Annotated in this window: 19 protein-coding genes; 7 read left to right on the forward strand and 12 right to left on the reverse strand. The window is 68.7% G+C overall.

The features are described from left to right. Window positions 1-5: 5 nt before the first annotated feature. Window positions 6-533: a DUF421 domain-containing protein gene (locus tag ACY466_RS06070; protein WP_463250673.1), complete on the forward strand. Its 528-nt coding sequence runs from the start codon at window positions 6-8 to the stop codon at window positions 531-533. Here the strand turns inward: ACY466_RS06070 and ACY466_RS06075 are convergent. Then, on the reverse strand, window positions 522-896 hold the full coding sequence (locus ACY466_RS06075) for a DUF1330 domain-containing protein (RefSeq protein WP_463250675.1): 375 nt from the start codon (window positions 894-896) through the stop codon (window positions 522-524). The two genes, ACY466_RS06070 and ACY466_RS06075, sit on opposite strands and share 12 nt — an antisense overlap. Before the next feature lie 107 nt (window positions 897-1,003). Here ACY466_RS06075 and ACY466_RS06080 point away from each other — a divergent pair, with 107 nt between their 5' ends. Next, window positions 1,004-1,348 (forward strand): PadR family transcriptional regulator, encoded by a 345-nt coding sequence (locus tag ACY466_RS06080; RefSeq protein ID WP_463250677.1) that lies wholly within the window; start codon window positions 1,004-1,006, stop codon window positions 1,346-1,348. After that, window positions 1,345-1,863 (forward strand): HAAS signaling domain-containing protein, encoded by a 519-nt coding sequence (locus ACY466_RS06085; protein WP_463250679.1) that lies wholly within the window; start codon window positions 1,345-1,347, stop codon window positions 1,861-1,863. The genes ACY466_RS06080 and ACY466_RS06085 overlap by 4 nt, the downstream gene beginning before the upstream one ends. A gap of 19 nt (window positions 1,864-1,882) precedes the next feature. On the opposite strand, the gene ACY466_RS06090 is transcribed toward ACY466_RS06085, so the two are convergent. The 4 genes from ACY466_RS06090 to ACY466_RS06105 form a co-directional block, all read right to left on the reverse strand. Next, on the reverse strand, window positions 1,883-2,167 hold the full coding sequence (locus ACY466_RS06090; protein WP_463250680.1) for a protealysin inhibitor emfourin: 285 nt from the start codon (window positions 2,165-2,167) through the stop codon (window positions 1,883-1,885). Window positions 2,168-2,170: 3 nt separating this feature from the next. Further along, a complete protein-coding gene (locus ACY466_RS06095; RefSeq protein WP_463250682.1) occupies window positions 2,171-3,292 on the reverse strand; it encodes a M4 family metallopeptidase in 1,122 nt (373 codons plus the stop codon). Window positions 3,293-3,367: 75 nt separating this feature from the next. After that, on the reverse strand, window positions 3,368-3,829 hold the full coding sequence (locus tag ACY466_RS06100; protein WP_463250684.1) for a hypothetical protein: 462 nt from the start codon (window positions 3,827-3,829) through the stop codon (window positions 3,368-3,370). A gap of 111 nt (window positions 3,830-3,940) precedes the next feature. Beyond that, window positions 3,941-4,801, reverse strand: coding sequence for a pseudouridine synthase (locus ACY466_RS06105; RefSeq protein WP_463252152.1), 861 nt, complete (start codon window positions 4,799-4,801; stop codon window positions 3,941-3,943). 157 nt (window positions 4,802-4,958) lie between these two features. Between ACY466_RS06105 and ACY466_RS06110 the strand changes: the two genes are divergently transcribed. Further along, the gene (locus ACY466_RS06110; RefSeq protein ID WP_463250686.1) at window positions 4,959-5,846 is read left to right on the forward strand and encodes an oxidoreductase; all 888 of its coding nucleotides are present in this window, start codon (window positions 4,959-4,961) and stop codon (window positions 5,844-5,846) included. 3 nt (window positions 5,847-5,849) lie between these two features. Here the strand turns inward: ACY466_RS06110 and ACY466_RS06115 are convergent, their stop codons facing one another. The 3 genes from ACY466_RS06115 to ACY466_RS06125 all read right to left on the reverse strand — a co-directional run bounded on the left by ACY466_RS06115 (window position 5,850) and on the right by ACY466_RS06125 (window position 7,627). Then, window positions 5,850-6,272 carry an organic hydroperoxide resistance protein gene (locus ACY466_RS06115; RefSeq protein ID WP_463250687.1) on the reverse strand — a complete coding sequence of 141 codons (423 nt, stop codon included), beginning with the start codon at window positions 6,270-6,272 and terminating at the stop codon, window positions 5,850-5,852. Between the two features lie 34 nt (window positions 6,273-6,306). After that, a complete protein-coding gene (locus tag ACY466_RS06120) occupies window positions 6,307-6,750 on the reverse strand; it encodes a MarR family winged helix-turn-helix transcriptional regulator (protein ID WP_463250689.1) in 444 nt (147 codons plus the stop codon). Window positions 6,751-6,829: 79 nt separating this feature from the next. Beyond that, window positions 6,830-7,627 carry a DUF1206 domain-containing protein gene (locus ACY466_RS06125; RefSeq protein WP_463250691.1) on the reverse strand — a complete coding sequence of 266 codons (798 nt, stop codon included), beginning with the start codon at window positions 7,625-7,627 and terminating at the stop codon, window positions 6,830-6,832. 266 nt (window positions 7,628-7,893) lie between these two features. On the opposite strand from ACY466_RS06125, the gene ACY466_RS06130 reads away from it, so the two are divergent. Then, on the forward strand, window positions 7,894-8,979 hold the full coding sequence (locus tag ACY466_RS06130; protein WP_463250693.1) for a 3-deoxy-7-phosphoheptulonate synthase: 1,086 nt from the start codon (window positions 7,894-7,896) through the stop codon (window positions 8,977-8,979). Here the strand turns inward: ACY466_RS06130 and ACY466_RS06135 are convergent. Continuing rightward, window positions 8,945-9,574: an alpha-ketoglutarate-dependent dioxygenase AlkB gene (locus ACY466_RS06135; protein ID WP_463250695.1), complete on the reverse strand. Its 630-nt coding sequence runs from the start codon at window positions 9,572-9,574 to the stop codon at window positions 8,945-8,947. The genes ACY466_RS06130 and ACY466_RS06135 overlap by 35 nt on opposite strands. A gap of 109 nt (window positions 9,575-9,683) precedes the next feature. Here ACY466_RS06135 and ACY466_RS06140 point away from each other — a divergent pair, with 109 nt between their 5' ends. Continuing rightward, complete coding sequence (locus tag ACY466_RS06140; RefSeq protein ID WP_463250697.1) at window positions 9,684-11,420, forward strand: aldehyde dehydrogenase family protein; 1,737 nt, start codon at window positions 9,684-9,686, stop codon at window positions 11,418-11,420. Continuing rightward, window positions 11,417-13,021, forward strand: a complete 1,605-nt coding sequence (locus tag ACY466_RS06145) for a GMC family oxidoreductase (protein WP_463250699.1) — start codon at window positions 11,417-11,419, stop codon at window positions 13,019-13,021. The genes ACY466_RS06140 and ACY466_RS06145 overlap by 4 nt, the downstream gene beginning before the upstream one ends. Here the strand turns inward: ACY466_RS06145 and ACY466_RS06150 are convergent. Genes ACY466_RS06150 through ACY466_RS06160 form a run of 3 tightly spaced genes read right to left on the reverse strand, consistent with a single transcriptional unit; the run spans window position 13,006 to window position 15,951 of the window. Continuing rightward, window positions 13,006-14,052: an AraC family transcriptional regulator gene (locus ACY466_RS06150; protein WP_463250701.1), complete on the reverse strand. Its 1,047-nt coding sequence runs from the start codon at window positions 14,050-14,052 to the stop codon at window positions 13,006-13,008. The genes ACY466_RS06145 and ACY466_RS06150 overlap by 16 nt on opposite strands. Next, window positions 14,049-15,242, reverse strand: coding sequence for a pyridoxal phosphate-dependent aminotransferase (locus ACY466_RS06155; protein WP_463250703.1), 1,194 nt, complete (start codon window positions 15,240-15,242; stop codon window positions 14,049-14,051). The genes ACY466_RS06150 and ACY466_RS06155 overlap by 4 nt, the downstream gene beginning before the upstream one ends. Window positions 15,243-15,264: 22 nt before the next feature. Further along, a complete protein-coding gene (locus ACY466_RS06160; RefSeq protein ID WP_463250704.1) occupies window positions 15,265-15,951 on the reverse strand; it encodes a DUF3239 domain-containing protein in 687 nt (228 codons plus the stop codon). Between the last annotated feature and the right edge of the window lie 5 nt (window positions 15,952-15,956).

The following is a 15,956-nucleotide window of genomic DNA, read 5'->3' on the forward strand; positions in this document are numbered from 1 at the left end:
TTCCGATGTCGTTCGATACCTGGTCCGACGTCGTGCGGGTGCTCCTCGTGGGCACTGCGGAGTACCTGTCTCTCATCGCCGTGCTGCGACTGTCCGGAAAGCGGACCCTCGCCAAGTTGAACGCGTTCGACCTGGTGGTGACCGTCGCCCTCGGCTCGACGCTGGCCACCATTCTGTTGAGCTCCGACGTGTCCTACGTCGAGGGCGCGGTGGCACTGCTGCTGTTGGTGAGTCTGCAGTTCGTCGCAGCGACGGTGTCGGCGCGTCTGCCGTGGGGGCGGACCGTTCTCACCGCCCGTCCGACTCTGCTCGTCGATCGTGGACGAATGCTGGGAACTGCGATGGCGAAGCAGCGCATCGACGACGCGGAGATCCGGCAGGCGCTTCGAGCGTCCGGTTTCGGAAGTCTGGCCGCTGTCGGCGCCGTGGTCCTCGAGACCGACGGTAGCTTCAGCGTCGTCTCGGCGGAGAAGATCGGCGACGGCTCCGCCCTCACGGATCTGGACGGATTCGAGATGCCCTCAGGAGGGTGACGGCCACGGGACGGTCGCCTGCAACACCGCCTCGGCCAGAGCCCGAGTTCGCAACTCCGTGACTTCGCGGTACTCGGGGTCGGCGACCATGGAACTGAATGCCTGTCGCGACGGGTATCGCACCAGCAGCACGGCATCCCAGTCCTGGCCGGCGTCGGCGACGAGGCTCGTGGACGCGTCGCCCGCGTAGAGAACCTCTCCGCCGTACTTCGGCAGAAACGTCTCGTGCAGCGCCGCCGCGTACTGGGCGTAGAGCTCGCGACCCCCGGTCGCGAATCGAAGGAGATTCAGCATCACGACGGGTCCACCCGGATCGTCGTCGAGAAATTGCTTCAGGTCGGCACCGCGGGGATCGACAGCCATGTTCGTCATCGTGACACGGCCTCACCACGGGCGAGGCCGAAACTCGACGGTCTCTCCGTGAACTGCACTAGATTGCGAGACTGACTAGTCGGTGTTAGCTTCTAGTCATGGCCGACGACGTGATTCCCACCGAATGGCTGCGAGCGGTGTTGCCCATGGCGGTTCTCGCCGCGGTGGCCGAGGAGGAGACGTACGGATACGCGGTGGCTCAGCGACTCGCGGACGCCGGGTTGGGTGCCGTGAAGGGCGGCACGCTGTATCCGGTGCTGAATCGTCTCGAGTCCGACGGCTTCGTCGTCTCGTCCTGGCGCGCGGGCGTCGCCGGGCCGGGCCGCAAATTCTTCGCCGTCACCGACGCCGGCGTCGATCATCTCCGCCGCCGCTCGGCGGAGTGGCACGACTTCACGCAACGGGCAGCACGCCTGCTCGCCGACCCGAGGAGGACCCGATGACCGCTGGACGCACCGAACCCGTCGACATCGAGAAGTACCGGCAGTCGCTGATCCTCGCCCTGCGTCTGAAGGATGTACCGGGCGATCGCATCGGCGAGATCGTCGCCGAGGTCGAGAGCCACGTGGCCGACACCGGGGAGGATCCGGTGTCGGCGTTCGGGGAACCCCGCGCGTACGCCGCGTCCCTGACCGACGAGCATCGTCCGGATCCGTGGTGGCAGACCGCGATCACCGCCGGGTGTGCGGCGGTGGCCGGGTGGTTCGTCGCGCAGGGAATGCTGTCCCTCCTGCTGGGGCAGACGTATTTCGGAGTCACCGGGTGGCTGTGGCTGGTGCTCGGCGTGGTGATCGCGATACCGGCGGCGATGCGCGTGCGTCGACGGTCCAGCCGGGTCCGGGACCCCCGGAACGGCGCCGACATGGCACCGGCCTCCCCGTGGGGTCTCGCGACACTGGTGGGACTACCGGTGTTGCTGGTTCTGGCGACGTGGGGTCTGATCCAGCTGGTGAACTGAGCCGGGTGGCCCAGAGGCGTCAACGGGTGACGCGCCCCTCCTTCAGCGTGCGCTCCGCGAGTTCACGGAGCGGACCGGTCAGCTCGGAATCGGCTGTCTCGCAGCTCCGCTCGCCCACTTCGAGGCGCCAGACGAATCCGTCTCGCACCGGTGAGTCGCGGTCGGTGAGACCGTCCAGAACAGGTAGCGCGCGTTCGACCAACTGCTGCCACTCGGACGCGCGCGATCCGAGCGTGGTGGTGTCGACGATCCCTCGCCGTGTCATCCCCGCGACCCCACCGCTGCGGACCACCACGATGACCATCCGTCACACCCTCGTCTGTACCTCGTCGGCCTGCGACGCCGAACCCGAATCGACACCCACGGTAGCCCAGCCTCCCACCACGGCCCGATGAACGTCGGAATCGACGCCGTACCGTTCGGCCGTAGCGGACACGGTGGCAGCCGCGAACGTATCGAAATCGGTTGTCGGCGAGAGGGTTCCCGAGGTCAGGGTGTCGAACCACACCTGCCCGACGCGTTCCCACGCCGGTCCGCCCAGCGACACGGCGGCCTCGGCGAACGCCCGGTTGGGGATGGACGAGTTGATGTGGACGCCGCCGTTGTCCTCGGTGGTCTCCACGTACTCCGACATGTCGGCGGGCTGGGGGTCCTTTCCCAGCACGTCGTCGTCGTACGCGGTGCCGGGGCGCAGCATCGAGCGAAGTGCTTCACCCTGCACTGCGGGGAGGAACAGGCCCTCGCCCACCAACCAGGACGCGTCCTCGGCGTTCTGGCCCCGCACTCGCTGCTCGGTCAGGGCCCCGAAGACGTCGGACACCGACTCGTTGAGGGCGCCGGATTGGCCGTTGTACTCGAGTTTCGAGGTGTACTGGGTGAATCCGTGCGCGAGTTCGTGGGCGATGACGGACAGCGAGATGGTGAACCGGGCGAACACCTCGCCGTCGCCGTCGCCGAAGACCATGCGGCTGCCGTCCCAGAACGCGTTGTCGTACTGCTCGCCGTAGTGCACGGTGGCGTCGAGGGGAAGGCCGGCACCGTCGAGGCTCGACCAGCCGTACACCTCCTCGAACAGGGCGTACGTCGAGCCCAGGCCGTCGTAGCTCTCGTCGGCCGCGGCGTCGCCCACGGGATCCCGGCCCTCGGTGCGGACGACGTCCCCGGGCAGGGTCTGGGTGTTGCGCGCATCGGCGATCGTGCGATCGAGACCGCCGGCCAACACGCCGCGCGGAGCAGCGCCGGACTCGCGGCTCGGAATGCTCTCGCGCCGCCGACGCATCTCGCCGTCGATGGCGAGGGTGCGTGCGGCGACCGACGCCGCCGTACTCGGCCGGGCGCTGGGTGCGGACTGCGCAGAAGCAATGCGCTGCAACAGGAACGGCGGAACGACGCCGTGCCTGCAGGACGGGCCGGTGGTGCCATCGGACATGGTGTGGTCCTCTCCTCGTGGTGTCGACGAGGCTAACCGGCGCCACCGACACGACGTCGACTGCAGACGTGTCGATCAGGGGCAGGCGAGTTCGGCCTGGTCGAAGATGCGATTCGCCTCGTCCGCCGACGGTGCGTTGCCGTTGTTGGTGGCCAGCGATTCGATCTCGGTCTTGATCTCCGCCTCGTCCCGGCCGTCGGCGATCTGCTGGCACGTGCTGCCGAGCAGCGCCTCGATGTCCTCGTCGGACCGGCCCTCGGCCAGGGTTTCGAACTGCGCCCGATAGGCCGCGACGAACGTGGCTCGCTTCGCGTCGTCGAAGGTGTTGCCCGCGCTGTCGAGCGCGTCGGCAGCGGTCGACTGCAGTCCCGGCGCGGCGGACTCCGCGGAGTCGAGGGCTCCCTGAGCGGCGTCACCGAGGGAATCGGCGGCGTTCTGCGCCGTGTCCTGGGCGTTCTGCTGATCTTCGGAACTGCAGCCGGTCAGGACGAAGGAGAGGGCGGCGGCGACGGCGACGATGCCGGTGGCGATTTTCATGTGTCGAACAGTACCGCCGAAGGTGGTCACGAGTCGGCGGGTCGTGGTGTGCCGCCGTCGAAACCGGCTGTGACCACAGCAATCCCCACGAGCAACGGTGACCGGTGACGGTCAGAAGGGCAGGCGTCGCGTCGAGTCGAATCGACGGGGACGGCCGGTGAGGGGGTCGTCGAAGGACAACGAGCGCGAGAGCAGGCCCAGGGGTGCCGAGAAATCGTCCGGGGGGACATCACGCACCACCGGGTAGAGGGGGTCGTTCTCGATCGGCAGGCCGAGGGAGGCGAGGTGCACTCGCAACTGGTGGGTCTTGCCGGTGCGTGGACGCAGCCGGTAGAGCGCGCGGTCTCCGGATCGGCCGATCATCTCGATGTCGGTCTCCGCGTTCGGCTCGCCGGGAATCTCGAGTGCCTGCAGCGACGATCGCTCCTTGACGATGCGGCTCGACACGGTGCGAGGAAACTCGAGAGCCGGGTCGTACGGCGCGATCGCCTCGTAGACCTTGTTCATCGTCCGATCGCGGAACATCTCCTGGTACGCGCGCCGAACGTCCGCTCGCGCGGTGAAGATCAGGACACCGGCGGTGAGTCGATCGAGGCGGTGGGCGGGGGAGAGGACGTCGTTGTCCAGGAGGCGGCGCACTCGGGTGAGCGCGGTCTCCACGACGAAACGGCCGCGCGGCGTGGTCGCGAGAAAGTGCGGTTTGTCCACCACCACGACGGCGTCGTCTCGGTGCAGGATCGGCAGGTCGAACGGTACGACCGCCTCGATCGGCGGATCCCGGTACAGGTAGACGTCGGCTCGCGGAACGAGCGCGGTGTCCATGCCGATGGGCGTGCCCGACGCGTCGACGACCTTGCCCGCGTCGATCTTCTCGCGTAGGCGGCGGGCGTCGCGCGGAAAGCGGTCGACGAGATAGCCGGCCACGGTGCGCCACTGCTCCGGAGCACCGACGAGGGCCGGGGGATCGGGCATACGCACGCGCGTGGGGTTCAGTCCGTCGCGAATGGGAAGCGGCGCGGGCACGCACCGAGCCTAGTCGGCGCCCGGGTCCGCCGAGGACCTCCTCGAACCACACGGCATCTCGGTAGGGTCGGGAGGCATTCGCGACAACCACCAGGGGGAGACACGCATGGCCACGACGACGTCGAAGAAGTGGACCGAAGCCGAGATCGCCGATCAGACCGGGCGGACGTTCGTCGTCACCGGATCGAACAGCGGGCTCGGAGCCGAGGCGGCCAAGGCGCTCGGCCGGGCGGGAGCGACGGTGGTACTCGCGTGCCGCACCGTGGAGAAGGCGAAGCCGATCGCGGACGAGATCGGTGATCGTGCCGTCGTGCGTCGGCTCGATCTGGCGGACCTGTCGTCGGTGCGCGAGTTCGCCGAGAACACCGACTCGGTGGACGTGCTCATCAACAACGCGGGTGTGATGGCGTTGCCGCAGAAGAGAACCGCCGACGGGTTCGAGATGCAGTTCGGGACGAATCATCTCGGTCACTTCGCGCTCACCGGATTGCTTCTGGACAAGATCGGCGACCGCGTGGTCACGCTGTCGAGTTTCATGCACCAGGTGCCGGGACTGAAGTTGTCCGACCTCAACTTCGAGCGTCGCCGGTACAGCCGGTGGGGTGCCTACGGCCAGTCGAAGTTGGCCAACCTGCTGTTCGCCTACGAGCTGGATCGTCGCCTTCGGGCGTCGGGCTCGTCGGTCAAATCCCTCGCCGCTCATCCCGGTTACTCCAACACCGAGCTGCAGGGCCGCACCGAGTCGATCCAGGACGCCGTCATGTCGCTCGGACGAGTCGTGGCGCAATCGGCCTACATGGGGTCGCTACCGGAGCTGTTCGCGGCGACGGAGCCCGATGTGCAGTCCGGCGAGTACTTCGGTCCGAGCGGGTTCCTGGAACTCGGCGGATACCCGAAGAAGGTCGGCTCCAACAAGGCGTCCCGAGACGAGCGAACCGCCCGTGAGCTCTGGAACCGGTCCATCGAGCTCACGGGCGTGTCGTACCTCGCGTGACGATCAGTCGTCGCTGACGGTGATCTGCACGTCGATGTTGCCGCGGGTGGCGTTGCTGTAGGGGCAGACCTCGTGGGCCTTGTCCGCGAGGGCCTGCGCCGTCTCGTGGTCGAGGTTCGGCAGCGTCACCTCGAGGACGACGGCGAGCTCGAAGCCACCGGCGTCGTTGGGGCCGATGGCGACCTTGGCGCCCACGGACGAGTCGTTCACGTCGGCCTTCTCCCTGCCGGCGACCATGCGCAGGGCGGAGTGGAAGCACGCGGCGTACCCGACGGCGAAGAGCTGCTCGGGGTTGGTGCCGTCGCCCGAGCCGCCGAGCTCGGCGGGTGCGGCGAGGTTCACGTCGATCGTGCCGTCGGTGGTCTTGCCGTGTCCGTTGCGGCCGTCGCCGGTGGCGAGTGCTTCTGCGGTGTAGAGGGTCTTCATGTCGGTGACCTTTCGTCGTCGATGGAAGTGATGCTCAACTCGCCCGGGCCACGTCCCGGAGCGATGCGGTGGCGCGATGGAGCAGTCGTAGCAGTGTGAGCGCCTCGTCGTCCGTGAGATCGGTTGCCTCGTAGATGCATTCGGGAATGGTGAGGGCCGATTCCCGAAGCTCGCGTCCTCGCTCGGTGAGCGAGACCTCGACGCGACGCTCGTCCACGGCGGATCTGATTCGCGCGAGAAGGCCGAGGCCCTCGAGCCGCTTCAGGAGCGGTGAGAGGGTTCCGGAGTCGAGTTCGAGCCGAGCGCCGAGATCCTTGACCGTCATGCCGTCGGTCTCCCACAGCGCGAGCATCACCAGGTACTGCGGATAGGTGATACCGAGCCGGTCGAGCAGAGGGCGATAGACCGCCGTCGTCGCCCGCGAGGCCGAGTACAGCGCGAAGCACACCTGGTGATCGAGGCGCAGTGGGTTGCTCACGCGTTGAACGGTAGCCCACAATTCAATTGTGCACAACTGATCTGGTCGGACCGGGTGCCACCCGAGCCCGGCGGAGGACTCACATCTTCGCGAAGCGCGCGAGCACGAAGGCGTAGATGCCGTACAGCCCGATGCCCACGGCGGCGAGAACGAGCAGGATGCGCCCGTACGGCTGGGTCCCCAGGGTCTTGATCGCGGCGTCGAGCCCGGTCGCCTTCGCAGGGTCGGACGTGAAGACGGCCGCGCCGACCAGGACACCGGCGCCCGCCAGTGCCAGACCCTTGGCCACGTATCCGGCGATGCCGACCTTCTCGACCGTGGCGGACCGACCGCCCGCGAGGTCGTCGAGGAAGTTCTTCGACGCACCCTTGTAGACGTGGTAGGCGCCGACCCCGACGATGATCGCGGCAGCCGCCAGAACCACGATGCGACCGGCGGTGGACGTCATGAGATCCGCGGTCATCCCGGCGTTCTGCTCGCCGCTGGACTCACCGGCGCCGCGAGCGAACCGGAACGCCGACCACGCGAACGCCAGATACACCCCGGCGAGGGCAACGGCCTTCAGGCGGTCCAGCACGCTGCCCCCGTCGTGGTCACGCTTCTTGCCCACTACCGCCTCGACCAGCCGCCACAGGGCGAGGGCGAGAAAGGCAACGACCGCGATCCACAGTGCGACGGGACCTCCGGGCCGCGCCGCCACTTCGGCGAGTGCGCCCGACTGATCGGCGTCGCCGCCTTCACCGAACGCGATGCGCATCGTGATGTAGGCGATCAACAGATGAAGAATCCCGCTGACGAGATGCCCTGCGCGAGCGGCTTTCTCGAAGGCCGGATTGTGCTGCGCCGAGTCGGCCGCTCGGGTGCCCGCATTGTCCATCGAAGTCTCCACACGCCACCGCGCTCGTCCTGCGAGCGGGTCGCCCGCACGATGCGCCGCCCGATGGTCCCACATCGGCTCGCGAGGCGGTGCGCTACTGTGGACGTATGCAGCGCACGTATTTTTGGTTCGGCAGACCGGCCCTCGGTGGTCCGGTCAGCGGAATCATGCGCTGACCCACCCCACCCGACGAGCCGGCAGAACCGGCTCGCGTGGAATGCGGACGTCGGAACTGCCGGTCCATCCCAGACCGAGGAATCCCTGACGTGACGCTTTCACTCGCCAACTCCGCCCGATCCGACGCGGCCGACGCCGACGTCCTCGTGTCGCCACGGGAACTCCGGGCCGCGTTCCCGGTGTCCGCCGTTGCTTCCGAGACGGTGACCGACGGCCGAGACCAGCTGCGCCGCATCCTGGCCGGACACGACGACAGGCTGGCCGTCGTCGTCGGCCCCTGCTCGGTCCATGACCGGGTCGCCGCACTCGACTACGCGCGCCGCCTGCGCGCTCTGGCGGACGAGGCCGGCGACCGAGTGCAGCTCGTCATGCGCGTCTACTTCGAGAAGCCGCGCACCACGATCGGGTGGAAGGGTCTGCTCAGCGATCCGCACCTCGACGGTTCGCACGATCTGGACGCCGGACTGCGTGCCGCGCGCCGCCTGCTGGTCGACATCGCCGACCTCGGGGTGCCGACCGCCACCGAATTCCTCGACCCGATGACCGCGGGACACCTCTCCGACGTCGTGACCTACGGCGCGATCGGCGCGCGGACCGCCGCGAGTCAGGTCCACCGACAGTTGGTGAGCGGGCTCGGCATGCCCGTGGGGATCAAGAATGCGACCGACGGCGACGTGCAGATCGCGGTGGACGCCGTGCGATCGGCGTCGAGCCCCCATGTCTTCCCCGGAGTCGACGACGACGGCCGCCTCGCGCTCGTGCGGACCGCGGGCAACCTCGACGCGCACGTCATCCTCCGCGGGGGAGCGCGCGGTCCCAACTACGACGCCGGTTCCGTGGCCGACTGTCTCGATCGCGCCGAACGCAGCGGTGCGCCGCGCCGGGTGGTGGTCGACGCCAGCCACGGCAACAGCGCGAAGGACCACCGCAGACAGGTAGGGGTGCTGACCGACCTGGCCGGGCGCATCGCGTCGGGCGAGGCCGGGATCGTCGGGGTGATGGCCGAGAGCTTCCTCGTGGAGGGTCGGCAGGATCTGACCGACGAGGGCCCCGCGGCGTTGACCTACGGCCGTTCGATCACCGATGCATGTCTGGGATGGGACGAGACGGCCGGTGTCGTCCGTACCCTCGCCGAGGCGATCAGCGCACGCCGGGCGGGCGGAACTGCACGCTGATCCGCGGTCCCGTGGCGCGGGTGGACTTGGGAATGCTGTGTTCCCAGGTGCGCTGGCACGATCCGCCCATCACGAGGAGGTCGCCGTGGCCGAGTGTCCGTCTGATCGACGGGCCTCCGCCCCGCGGCCGCAACATCAACGGGCGGGCCGCGCCGAACGACACGATCGCCACCAGGGTGTCCTCGGTGGCCCCGCGGCCCAGATCGTCCCCGTGCCAGGCGACGCTGTCGCGCCCGTCCCGGTAGAAGCACAGTCCCGCGGTGGCGAAGGGCTCCCCGAGCTCCGGACCGTAGTGATCGTCCAGCGCCGTCTTCGCGCGGGCCAGAACAGGATCGGGCAGGCGGGACGGGTCGGGGAAGAAGGACACCAGCCGCGGGACGTCGACCACCCGGTCGTACATCGGACGACGCTCGGATCGCCAGGGAACGTTCGCGACCAGTGTGCGAAAGACCTCGTCGGAACCGCTGATCCATCCGGGCAGGACGTCGATCCACGCACCGTGCGACAGCGACGTGCGACGGAGTCCGGCCAAGGATCCCACACGGGGACCGGACGCGTCGTCGTCGAACAGCGACGCCTGGAGGGCGTAGGTCATGGTTCGATCGTACCCGAATCGTTCGAACACGTGTTCGCTTCGAATGTTCCCGTTACGTCGCGGCACGCGTTCTCGGGACACGGTGGGGCGAGCGGGCGACAATGGCGTCATGACTACTGACGCCACCGCTTCCGGTGTGCACCCGACGACGACGCACGCCGACGTCGACACCGCCCTGGCCGACCTCGCGGACGGCGAACGTACCTGGGCCACGACCGGACTCGCCGCGCGCGCCGCGGTGCTGGACCGCGTCCGGGACCTCGTGCGCGACCACGCCGCAGCCTGGGTCGACGCGGCCTGCACCGTCAAGGGATTGGATCGGTCGTCGCCCTTGGTCGGTGAGGAATGGTTGTCCGGCCCCTATTCGGTGATCACGGCCGCAACCACTCTGGCCTCGACGGTGCGCGCACTCGACGCCGGGCGCAGCCCGCTCGCCGACGCGCGGTTCGGCCGGGCGCCGGGAGACCGCACGACGATTCGTGTCCTTCCCATGTCGATCTTCGATTCGCTTCTGCTCAGCGGTTTCTCCGCCGAGATCTGGCTCGAGCCGGGCGTCTCCGTCGCCGAGGCCCGCCAGGCCGCCGGACTCGCCCAGCGCGCGCCGACGGTGACCGGCGGAATCGGCGTCGTCCTCGGCGCCGGCAACATCACCTCGATCGCGCCCCTCGACGCGCTCTACGAACTCTTCGCTCACAACCGCGTCGTGGCCCTCAAGCTCAACCCGGTGACGGATCCGATGCTGCCGGTGCTCTCGCGAGTCCTCGCGCCGCTGATCGAGCTCGGGGTCCTGCGCATCCTCACCGGCGGGGCCGATGTGGGGGAGTACCTCGTGCATCACAGCGCCGTCGCCCACGTCCACATGACCGGAAGCGCGCTCACCCACGACGCCATCGTGTTCGGTACCGGTCCCGACGGTGCGGCCCGGAAGGCCGCCGGCACACCGCAGTTGGACAAGCCGATCTCCAGCGAACTGGGTGGAGTTTCGCCCGTGATCGTGATTCCCGGTGAGTGGAGCGATTCCGACATCGAGTTCCAGGCCGAGCACGTCGCGACGCAGCGTCTGCACAACGGCGGCTACAACTGTGTGGCGTCCCAGGCCGTGGTCATCTCCTCGGAGTGGAAGCAGAAGGATCGCTTCCTCGACGCCCTGCGCCGCGTGCTGGACACCGCCCCCGGCCGGCCGGCGTACTACCCCGGCAGCGACACCCGCGTCGCGAGCGCCACCGACCACTACACCGGTGCCGAGCGCCACGGTCCCGGTGGCGGTCGCATCCTGGTGCCGCGGATCGATCCCGACGACTACACGACGTTGCTCGAGACCGAGTACTTCGCCCCGGTGCTGGGGGTCGTCGAGATACCTCACACCGGAACGCGATTCGTCACCGAGGCCACCACCTTGGTGAACGAGGACTTCGTCGGCACACTCGGCGTCAATGTGATCGTGCACCCGGACACCGCGAAAGAACTCGGCTCCGCGCTCGACGCGATGATCGAGAACCTGCGCTACGGAACCGTTGCGGTCAACGCCTGGACCGCCGTCGGGTACCTCACGGCCGCGGCGACCTGGGGTGCCTACCCCGGGCACACCCTGTCCGACGTCCAGAGCGGGATCGGAGTGGTGCACAACGCGCTTCTGGTCGACCGTACGGAACGCACCGTCGTGCGCGGGCCGTTCCGGCCCGCGCCGCGCTCGGTGGTGCGTGGGGAACTCACGCTCACCCCGAAACCACCCTGGTTCGTCACCAACACCACCGCCGCCACGACCGGTCGCCTGCTCACCGCCTTCGCCGCGGCGCCGTCCTGGCGCTCTCTGCCCGCCCTCTTCGTCTCGGCGCTGCGCGGATGAGCGCCACCACGTCCGACTACGTCGTCGTCGGAGCCGGATCGGCCGGATGCGTCGTCGCGAACCGCCTCAGTGCGGATCCGTCGATCACCGTGACGCTGCTCGAAGCCGGTCCGGAGGACAAGAACAAGTTCGTCCACATCCCGGCCGCCTTCTCGAAACTGTTCCGGTCCGAACTCGATTGGGACTACGCCACCGAACCGCAACCCGAACTCCGTGGCCGACAGATCTTCTGGCCGCGCGGAAAGATGCTCGGTGGCTCGTCGTCGATCAACGCCATGATGTGGGTGCGCGGTTTCGCGGCGGACTACGACGACTGGGCGGCCGCTGCCGGTCCGGAGTGGTCGTTCGACCGCGTGGTCGAGATCTTCCGGCGCATCGAGAACGTCGAGGACGCAACCGAATCCGACGAGGGCGACTCGGGCCCGTTGCACGTGTCCAAGCAGCGCAGCCCCCGCAAGATCACCGCCGCCTATCTCGAAGCGGCGGCCGCGCTGGGGTTGTCGACCGAGCGGGCGAATCTGCCGACGCCCAAGGGCATGACCGAGACGCGGGTGAACCAGAAGCGCGGAGCCCGGTTCAGCTCCGCCGACGCCTACCTGAAACCGGCTGCGGACCGACCGAACCTCACGGTGATCACCGAGGCGCAGGCGACGCGGGTGGTGTTCGACGGAACCACGGCCGTGGGCGTGGAGTACCGCCGCGGCGGAAAGCTGCACACCGCGCGCGCGAGTGCCGAGGTGGTGTTGTCCGGCGGGGCCGTCAACACCCCGCAACTACTCATGCTCTCGGGCGTCGGGGATTCGGCGCACCTCGCCGAGCACGGCATCGAGACGGTGCACCACGCTCCCGAGGTCGGCGAGAACCTCATGGACCACCTGGTGTCGGCGCTGGGCTACAGCGTCAAGTCGGACACTCTCTTCACGGCCGAGAAGATCCCCGAGCTGATCAACTACCTCACGCGGCGCCGCGGCATGCTCACCTCGAACGTTGCCGAGGCGTACGGATTCGTCCGCAGTCGCGACTCGCTCGATCTGCCGGACATCGAACTGCTGTTCGCGCCCGCGCCGTTCTTCGACGAGGGTCTGATCCCGGCCGACTCGCACGCCGCCATCGTCGCGGCGATCCTGGTCAAACCGGAGAGCCGAGGTCGGATCTCGCTGGCGTCGGCCGACCCCTTCGACAAACCGGTCATCGACCCGCGCTACCTCTCCGATCCCGACGGCGCGGACCGTGCCGCGATGATAGCGGGACTGCAGTACTGCGCCGACATCGCGACGACCGAACCGCTGAAGTCCCGGCTCGGCGAGCTGGTTCGTCCGGTGCTGCCCGCCGGCGCGAGTACCGCCGAACTTCTCACCGAATCGTTGGAAACGATGTCGCACACGCTCTACCACCCGGTGGGAACGGCCCGAATGGGCACCGACGACGCGTCGGTGGTGGACCCGGAACTACGGGTGCGCGGTGTGTCGAACCTTCGCGTCGCCGACGCGTCGGTGATGCCGACCATCGTGCGTGGACACACCCACGCGCCGTCGGTGGTCATCGGGGAGAAGGCGTCGGACTTCGTGCTCGCCGCGCGTCGGGCTCACTCGGACCGGTAGGAGCCCGGGGTCTGGCCGGTCCATCGTTTGAACGCTCGTCGAAAGGCGCTCGGCTCGCTGAAACCCAGCCGGGCCGAGAGCTCTTCGGCGGTCTCGCCGCGTTCGAGTCCGGCGATCGCGGCGTCGCGCAGCACCTCGTCGCGGAGCCGGCCGAGCGAGGTGCCCTCCTGCCGCAGAAGGCGCCGCAAGTGGGGCACGCTGATGGAGAGCATGGTGGCGATGTCCGCGGTGGTCGACGCCCGTCCCTTCGCGCCCAGGGCGAGCGCACGGCGCACGACGCTCGCCGAGCTCGATCCGTAATCACGCTCGGAGAACAGAAGATTGGGCGATTCTCGAAGGTATGCCTCGAGGGTCTCCTCGGTCTGCACGAGGGGCGACATCATGAGGGCGTCGTCGAACTCCAGCGCGGCTACCTCGCATCCGAAGGTGACGTGGGTGCCGAAGATGTCGTCGTAGGTCCGTGCGGGCGGCAGACTCGGTTCCGGGTACGGCATCTGCACCGCCAGCAGTTTCACCCGCCGGCCGATCAGCCACGCCGAGAAGCGGTGCCACAGGATGAGCAGAAAGTCGACCTGCAGCCGCTGGGCCCGGTCGGCCGACTCCGTGGACAGGGAGTCGGCGAGTACCGGACGCGTCGGTTCCAGTTCGAGGCGCGCTCGGCCGCCGCCGCGCATCACCCTCGCCCGGGGGACGCCGGGGAACAGCCGGCCGACGTCCGCCATCCGGTCCAGGGCGCTGCCGAGGTCCGGCCGGTGGATGAGGGTGAGGCTGATGGCGCGGAACGTACCGCGAGCGACCGGCGCCGATCCGAGTCCCATCAGTTCGTCGTCGGTGAGTTGCCAGAACGCTCGCGTCAGCCGCGTCACCTGATCGGCGGTCAGTCGAGCGTCGGGCTGCAACAGCACCCGGTCGTCGATTCCCGCGTCGCGCAGACACCCCGACAGATCCACGCCCGTCTCGGCGGCCAGCGTCACGGCGGTCCGGACGAAGCCGACCGAGATGGTTCCCGCGCGAGCGGACTCGACGCTCACGGCACGGAGGGACGCGAGAGCCCGGCGAGCCGCGAGGAGGCTTCCGCGAGCACGTCGTCCTGCTTGCAGAATGCGAACCGCACCAACGTGTTCCACCCGCGGCGATCGTCGACGAACGCGTCGACCGGGACCGCGACGACCCCCACTCGTTCCGGGAGCGACCGGCAGAACTCGTCCGCCTCGGTGTATCCGAGCGGGGCGATGTCGGCACACACGAAGTAGGTGCCCTCGCTGCGCTGGACCTCCACCCCGGCGTCGGTCAGCGCCGCCGAGAGCGTGTCGCGCTTGCGCTGCAACGACAGTCGCAGTTCTTCCACCCACGCTCCCTCGTGCTCGAGGGCGTGCGCCACCGCCGGTTGGAACGGTGCGCCGCCGACGAACGTCAGGAACTGCTTGGCGGACTTCACCGCCGAGATCAACTCGGCCGGGCCGCACGCCCACCCGGTCTTCCACCCGGTCGCGTTGAACGTCTTCGCCGCACTGGACACCGTGACGGTGCGCTCGGCCATTCCGTCGAACGTGGCCAGCGGAACATGCACGGCGTCGTCGAACACCAACCGTTCGTAGACCTCGTCGGTGAGCACCAGCAGATCGCGCTCGCACGCGACCTCGGCGATGGTGGCGAGCTCGGCTCGGGTGAACACCGTGCCGGTGGGGTTGTGCGGGGAGTTCACCACGATCATCCGCGTCCGTGGGCCGACCGACGCGCGCAGTGCGTCGACGTCGAGCGCGAATCGGCCGGCGTCGCGCACCAGGGGAACGGTGCGACGCCGCGCCCCGGCGAGGGCCACGGCCGCGGCGTAGGAGTCGTAGTACGGCTCGATGAGCAGCACCTCGTCGCCCGCTTCGATCAGCCCCAGCATCGCGGCGCTGACCGCCTCGGTGGCGCCGACCGTCACCAGGACCTCGGTGTCCGGATCGAGATCGGTGCCGTACCGGAGGCGACGATCGCCGGCGACGGCACGGCGCAGGACCGGCATACCCTGCCCCGGTGGGTACTGGTTCAGACCGGCGCCGATCGCCTCCTGCGCGATCTCGAGCATGCGCGGCGGCCCGTCCGTGTCGGGGAACCCCTGCCCGAGGTTCACCGCGTCGTGTTCGGCCGCGAGCGCCGTCATCTCGGCGAAGATGGTGGAGGCGAACGGGCGCAGTCGCTGCACCGTGCGATTCGCGGCAGTACCCGAGTTCATGGCCCAAGGGTAGCGGCGACGATCAGTCCTCGACCGCGCGGCGGAGGAGTTCGACGGGGAGCACATCCGGGTCGAGGATCAACTGGAGGTTGTCGGAGGCGCGCACTTCCGCGGTCATCGACAGGCAGCTCTGCAGCACCGTCCATTCGGCCGGGTCGATGCTCTCGATCGCGCGACGCATCACCGTGCGGTCACGGGTTCCCCACGCGATCGGCATCGGGCTGACCATCTGCCAGGTCTCGGACATCGAGGTGGTGCTGCGGTCGTTGAGCACGGCCACCGACGGCACTCGCTCACCCTCGACGAACTTGTGGCCGGGGATGTCCTGCACGGCGCGCACCACGAGCGCGAAGTGCGGGACCGACGCCTCGGGCTTCGCGACGTCGATCAACGCCATCAGGGTGGCGCCGCGTGGCCGCAACTCGGAGATCATCGCCGGGACCAGCGCGCTGCGCGCGTACAGGCTCTCGATGGACCCCACCTTCCGGGGAACCCAGAACGCGACCCAGAGCGCGGTGGCCGCCGCGATCGTGAGGACCGCGGCCAGGATGTACGACCAGGGGTGATGCAGATAGACCATCCACGCGACACCGGCGGCCAGCAGAACCGCGAACACCACGGACGACCACTGCAATCGACGGACGTCGCTCAGTGTCTCGTTCACCGCTCTGGCGTGACCGCGGTCCACCGAAAACTCGAAATGCCGCACGCTCG

It is taken from the genome of Rhodococcus sp. K11/5, from assembly GCF_055193735.1.